This is a genomic window from Nonomuraea turkmeniaca (assembly GCF_005889735.1).
Classification (GTDB): domain Bacteria; phylum Actinomycetota; class Actinomycetes; order Streptosporangiales; family Streptosporangiaceae; genus Nonomuraea; species Nonomuraea turkmeniaca.
The window spans coordinates 1-5,743 of the sequence record NZ_VCKY01000395.1; the positions used below are offsets into that span (position 1 = coordinate 1).

The following is a 5,743-nucleotide window of genomic DNA, read 5'->3' on the forward strand; positions in this document are numbered from 1 at the left end:
TTGTTCCCCGGTGAACACTGATCCCTTTGAACGGGCGACGCCGGATCAGCCGTACCGCTGACGGAGGGGGTCCCGCTCCGCCGGCATCTGGGCTCAAGAGCACGCCCCTGAGCGGTCACGCCCCACCAGGAGGCCTGGCTGGCGTGTCGCTTCCTCGCCGACCGGTTCGGTGAGGAGACGCTGGTGAGGTTCTACCGTGATGCCCAGGCGGCCGGCGTCGATCGGGCGCTCGCCTCTCTGGGGCTGTCCGTGGCCACGCTGACGGCACGGTGGCGCGCGTACGTGCGGGAGCAGCTCGCGTAGGAGGTGATGGCAGATGAGCGTACCGAGGGCGGAGGCCGGAGTATGGGTGGCGATCGGGATGCCGGCGGGACGCGAGGTGTGGCGCGGAGCGCGGACGACGTAGGGCGACGCTTGCGGCGGGAGGCGGCGATCGCGGCGGTCGGGCTGGGGATCGTGATCCTGGCGGTGGCCGCCTTCAGCACCCCCTGGCGGGTCCTGGCCGCGGGGCCGCCCGATCCGGCGCGTGACTTCACCGCGGCCCAGATCGCCAGAGCGCAGGCGTTCGACGCGGCCACCACGCTCCCGAGCTACCTGTCACTCGCTCTGACGATCATCATCGCCGGCCTCCTGGTGGCCACCCCCGCCGGGGCGAGGGCCGTGGGCTGGCTGAGGGGCCCGTGGTGGCTGCGGGTGATCCTGGGCGTTGTCGTCATCACCGCACTGACCGAGCTGATCCGCTTGCCGGTCGGCATGTGGTTCGAGACGCTGCTGCGCGACTTCGGCCTGTCCACGCAGGACTGGGCGTCCTGGGCGGGCGACCGGCTCAAGAACGTGGGCGTGGGGGCGGCCATCGTCTGCCTGATGCTCGTCGTGCTCGTGGCGCTGGCCCGCAGGGTGCGGCGCTGGTGGATCCCGGCGGCCGTCGGGGCGTTCGTGCTGACGGTGGTGGCGTCGTTCGTGTATCCGGTGGTGTTCGAGCCGCTGTTCAACGACTTCACGTCCATGCGGCAGGGCCCGCTGCGCGAGAACCTGCTGGCCATGGCCGAGCGGGACGGCGTGCCGGTGGAGGACGTGCTGGTGGCCGACGCCTCGCGCCGGACGACGGCGCTCAACGCGTACGTGTCCGGCTTCGGCGCCACGCGCCGCATCGTCGTCTACGACACGCTGCTCAAGGCCCCGCAGCGGGAGGTGGAGCTGGTCGTGGCGCACGAGCTGGGCCACGCCAAACACGACGATGTGCTCTCCGGCACGCTCATCGGCGGCCTGGGCGCCGGGCTGGGCGCGGTGCTGCTGTTCCTGGTCTTCGATCCGGTACGCCGCCGCGCCGGCGTCACCTCGATCGCCGACCCCCGCGCGGTGGGCGCGGTCATGGGCCTGATGAGCCTCAGCACGCTGCTCATGGGGCCCGCGGAGAACGTGGTCAGCCGGCACATCGAGGCTCGGGCGGACGTCCACGCCCTCGACCTCACCAGAGACCCGGCTACGTTCATACAAATGCAGAAACGCCTGGCAGTGACCAATATTTCCGACTTGTCGCCAGATGCGGTGGAATATGTGCTCTATGCCTCCCATCCCACCAGCCCCGAGCGCATCGCCATGGCCCGCGCATGGGCGAAGCTGAACGGCGTCCCGGTGCCGTGACCAAGGTGGTCATCGTCACGAACGACTTCCCGCCCAGGCCAGGCGGCATCCAGTCGTTCGTGCACGGGCTCGCGCTGCGCACGCCGGACGTGGCCGTCTACGCACCCGCCTGGCCGGGCTGCGCGGAGTTCGACCGGCGTCAGCCGTACCGGATGGTACGCCACCCGACGCGGCTCATGCTGCCGACCCCGGCCGTGGCGCGCCGGGCGGCCCGGCTGATGGCCGAGCACGAGGCGGACACGGTCGTGTTCGGGGCGGCGGCGCCGCTCGGCCTGCTCGCCCCGCACCTGCGCAGGGCGGGCGCGCGGCGCGTGGTGATGCTCACCCACGGCCACGAGGCGTCATGGGCGAGCGCGCCCGGCTTCCGGGCCGTGCTGCGCAGGATCGGCGAGCACGCCGATGTGGTCACGTATCTCGGCGAGTACACGCGGCAGCGGCTCGTCGCGGCCATCCCGCCGGACAAGCTGGTACGGCTCGCGCCCGGCGTGGACGCCGGCCTGTTCCGCCCCGGCGCGCCCAGGGCCGAGCTGGGCCTGCACGACAGGCCGGTCGTGGCATGCGTGTCGCGGCTGGTGCCGCGCAAGGGCCAGGACCAGCTCATCAGGGCCTGGCCCCGGGTGCTGCGCGCGGTGCCCGGCGCCGTCCTGCTGCTGGTGGGCGGGGGACCCTACCGGCGGACGCTGGAGCGGCTGGCGGCCGGGCACGAGTCGATCAGGTTCACCGGGACGGTCCCGGCCGCGAGCCTGCCGGGGTACTACGCGGCCGCCGACGTGTTCGCGATGCCGTGCCGTACCCGGCTGGGCGGGGTGGACGTGGAGGGACTCGGGATCGTGTTCCTGGAGGCGTCGGCCACGGGCCTGCCGGTGGTGGCCGGCGCGTCGGGCGGCGCGCCGGACGCGGTCAGGCACGGCGAGACCGGCCTCGTCGTGGACGGCACGGACCCGGAGGAGATCGCGCAGGCGATCGTCGAGCTGCTGAGCGACCCGGACAAGGCCCGCAAGATGGGCGCGGGCGGCCGCGACTGGATCGCCCGCGAATGGTCGTGGGAGCACGTCGCGGCCCGCTTCCAAAGCCTCCTCCAAGCTCCGCCAGCCCCATCTAACCCTTCGTCGACCCCAGCGTGAGCCCGGCCACGAACTGCTTGTGCAACATCTGGAACACGATCAGCGTCGGCAGCGCCACCAGCATCGACCCGGCGGCCAGCAGGTTGTAGTCGGTGAAGAACTGGCCGCGCAGGTTGTTGAGCGCCGAGGTGACGGGCAGCTTGTCGCCCGACGACATCAGCACCAGCGCCCACAGGAAGTCGTTGTACATCCAGGTGAACTGCAGCGTGGACAGCGCCGCCAGCACCGGCCGGCACAGCGGCAGCGTCAGCCGCCAGTAGCGTTTCCACACCCCGGCCCCGTCCACCAGGGCCGCCTCGTTGATCTCTTCCGGGATCGTGCGCATGAAGTTGGCCATGACGAAGACGCAGAAGCCGAACTGGAACGCCACGTGGATGAGGATCAGCCCCAGGTAGGAGTCGTAGAGCGACTGCGAGTCCGACAACCAGGCGGGCAGCGGGACGAGGGTGTAGAGCGTATAGAGCGGGGTGATGAGGACCTGCGGCGGCAGCAGGTTCCCGGCGGTGAACACGATCAGCAGCGCCTTGCGCCCCGGGATGCGCAGCCGGGCGATCGCGAACGCGGTGAACGACGCCATGAACAACGTGATCACCACGCCGGGGATCACGATGATCAACGTGTTGAGGTAGTAGCGGGGCAGCTCGGCCTGGCTCCACGCCTGCCCGTAGTAGTCGAGCGTGAGGTGCTCGGGCAGCGAGAAGTAGCCCAGCCGGGCGGTCTCCTCGTATGGACGCAGCGACGCGAACACCGCCAGCGCGAGCGGCAGCAGCCACCCCAGCGCCACCAGCGCCAGGAACGCGTGCAGCAGGATCCGCAACGGCCGCACGGGCCGCCGCGACGGCGACCGCTGCGCCTCCGCCGGCGGAGCGGCGGTCGGTGCGGTGAGCGTCATCGTTCCTCCCCCCTGAACATCTGCGACAGGTACGTGACGATGAACCCCAGTGAGATCGCCAGCAGCACCACCGCGATCGCCGAGCCGAACCCGATCCTGCTGGCCTCGCCCACGATGTTCTCGGTGACCAGCACGGAGAGCAGCTCGAGCCCGTTCCTGCCCTTGTTGATGGCGTAGACGATGTCGAACGCCCGCAGCGCCTCGATCACCGTGATCACCAGCACGATCACGTTGACCGGACGCAGCGTCGGGAACACCACCCGGAAGAACGCCTGCCGCTCGTTGGCGCCGTCGATGGCCGCGGCCTCCTTCAGCGCCGGATCGACGGCCTTCAGCCCCGCCAGGTAAATGATCATGACGTAGCCGACGTGCCGCCAGGCGGCCGCGATCATGACGACCCAGATGTTGATCGAGCTGTCGCCGAGCCAGTCCACGGTCAGCCCGGTCACCGCGTTCAGCACGCCGTAGTCGGCGGAGTAGACCAGCTGCGCGATGAAGCCGACGACGGCCAGCGACAACACGACCGGCATGTAGAGCGCGCTCTGGTAGAACCGCGACAGCCGCAGTCGCCGGTCCAGCAGCACCGCGCAGAACAGCCCGAACGGCGTCGCGATCAGCCCGAGGAAGCCCAGCCACAACACGTTGTTGCGGATGGCCGACCAGAACGGCGGATACTCGGCGGCCAGGTCGTGGTAGTTCTGCCCGCCCACCCCTTCGATGGGCCCGATGCCACCCCAGTCGGTGGCGGACAGCCCGACGGAGGCCAGCGTGGGCCCCCAGATGAAGCCCACGTTGACGATGACGGCCACCCCCAGCCCGATGACCAGAACGGTCACGTCGCGGGCGGAGTAGCGACGGGTCTTGACAGCCATCAGCGGAAGATGTTGGCCTTCTGCTTCTCGATGCTCGCCAGCAGGGAGTCGATCTCGTTGGGCTTGCTCACGAACGACTGCAGCGACGGGATCATCACAGTGGAGGCGAAGTCCGGCCGCGTGTCGCGGTCGAGGAACTGCGCGATGTGCGTGGCCTTCGACACCAGCTCGGCGCCGCGCTTCTGCAGGGCGCTGTAGCCGGAGGTGTCGGCCTTGGAGCTGGCCGCGAGCGTGCCCGGGTCCAGCTTGGTGGCGATGTTCTGCGAGGAGGCCTGGGCCAGGTGCTTGAGCAGCGCCTTGGCGCCGTCCACGTTCTTGGCCTTGGCGGAGATCATGTAGCCGTCGATGGGGGCGTCGATCGAGTCGGTGCCGTACTGCGGGTTGATCTCCGGGAACGTGAAGAAGTCGATGTCGTCGCGGTCGGCCTCGGGGAACTGCTGGGCGACGAACATGCCGAGCAGGTACATCCCGGTCTTCTTCTGCGCCAGCGACTGACCGGCCTCCTGCCAGGTGCGCCCGAGCGCCGCCGGCTGGTGGTACTCCATCAGGCCCCGCCAGGTGTCGAACACCTGCTTGACCCGCGGATCCGTCCACGACTCCTTGCCGGCCATGAGCGCGATGTGGAAGTCGTAGCCGTTCGTGCGCATGTTGAGGATGTCGAACGTGCCCATCGCCGGCCAGCCGTCCTTGTCGGCGAACGCGATCGGGATGATCCCGTCGGCCTTCATCTTCTTGGCCAGCGCGGTGAACTCGTCCAGCGTCGCGGGTGGCTCGTACCCCTTCTCCTGCCAGACGCTCTTACGGTAGAAGACCGCCCACGGATAGTACGTGGCCGGAACGAAGTACTGCTTGCCGTCGACGCCCGTCGACTGGTCCTTGAACGCCTGCGTGTAGTCGCCGCCGATCTCCCGCCACACGTCCGAGATGTCGATGGCCAGCCCCTGCTCGGCGAAGAACTGCATGCGGTAGCCCGCGAACCAGGTGAACACGTCGTCCGGCGTGCCCCTGAGGTAACGGTTGATGTTCTCCTGGAACGTGTTGTGATCGACAGTGTTGATCTTGACTGTGCCCTGGGTGAAGGCCTTGATCTGGGTGTCGAGGGACTTCTTCGGGATCTCGTCGGAGGCGTTCGAGCCGAGCGTGACCGTGCCGAGGTTCCCGGAAGTCGTACCGCCCCCCTGGCCACCGGGGGCGGGGGAGGGGGTGTCGGA

Annotated in this window: 5 protein-coding genes; 2 read left to right on the forward strand and 3 right to left on the reverse strand. The window is 69.5% G+C overall.

Features of this window, described 5'->3' with window-relative positions; translation table 11 throughout:
* Positions 1–414 precede the first annotated feature (414 nt).
* Together ETD86_RS52120 and ETD86_RS52125 are read left to right on the forward strand one after the other, a co-directional pair.
* Positions 415–1,644, forward strand: coding sequence for a M48 family metallopeptidase (locus tag ETD86_RS52120; RefSeq protein ID WP_246149490.1), 1,230 nt, complete (start codon positions 415–417; stop codon positions 1,642–1,644).
* Positions 1,611–2,768 (forward strand): glycosyltransferase family 4 protein, encoded by a 1,158-nt coding sequence (locus ETD86_RS52125; RefSeq protein ID WP_281287107.1) that lies wholly within the window; start codon positions 1,611–1,613, stop codon positions 2,766–2,768. Before ETD86_RS52120 ends, ETD86_RS52125 begins: the two co-directional genes overlap by 34 nt.
* Here ETD86_RS52125 and ETD86_RS52130 read toward each other — a convergent pair.
* The 3 genes from ETD86_RS52130 to ETD86_RS52140 all read right to left on the reverse strand — a co-directional run.
* The gene (locus ETD86_RS52130; protein ID WP_138674026.1) at positions 2,743–3,660 is read right to left on the reverse strand and encodes a carbohydrate ABC transporter permease; all 918 of its coding nucleotides are present in this window, start codon (positions 3,658–3,660) and stop codon (positions 2,743–2,745) included. The genes ETD86_RS52125 and ETD86_RS52130 overlap by 26 nt on opposite strands.
* Positions 3,657–4,532 carry a carbohydrate ABC transporter permease gene (locus ETD86_RS52135; RefSeq protein WP_138674027.1) on the reverse strand — a complete coding sequence of 292 codons (876 nt, stop codon included), beginning with the start codon at positions 4,530–4,532 and terminating at the stop codon, positions 3,657–3,659. Before ETD86_RS52135 ends, ETD86_RS52130 begins: the two co-directional genes overlap by 4 nt.
* Positions 4,532–5,743, reverse strand: a 1,212-nt coding sequence (locus ETD86_RS52140) for an ABC transporter substrate-binding protein (RefSeq protein WP_138674028.1), incomplete at its 5' end; no start/stop codon positions are given. The genes ETD86_RS52140 and ETD86_RS52135, both read right to left, overlap by 1 nt.

Excerpts from the sequence above, each read along its gene's own strand:
- ETD86_RS52125 (WP_281287107.1), top strand. The coding sequence starts at position 1,611 with ATGGGCGAAGCTGAACGGCGTCCCGGTGCCGTGACCAAGGTGGTCATC.
- ETD86_RS52130 (WP_138674026.1), bottom strand. The coding sequence starts at position 3,660 with ATGACGCTCACCGCACCGACCGCCGCTCCGCCGGCGGAGGCGCAGCGG.
- ETD86_RS52135 (WP_138674027.1), bottom strand. The coding sequence starts at position 4,532 with ATGGCTGTCAAGACCCGTCGCTACTCCGCCCGCGACGTGACCGTTCTG.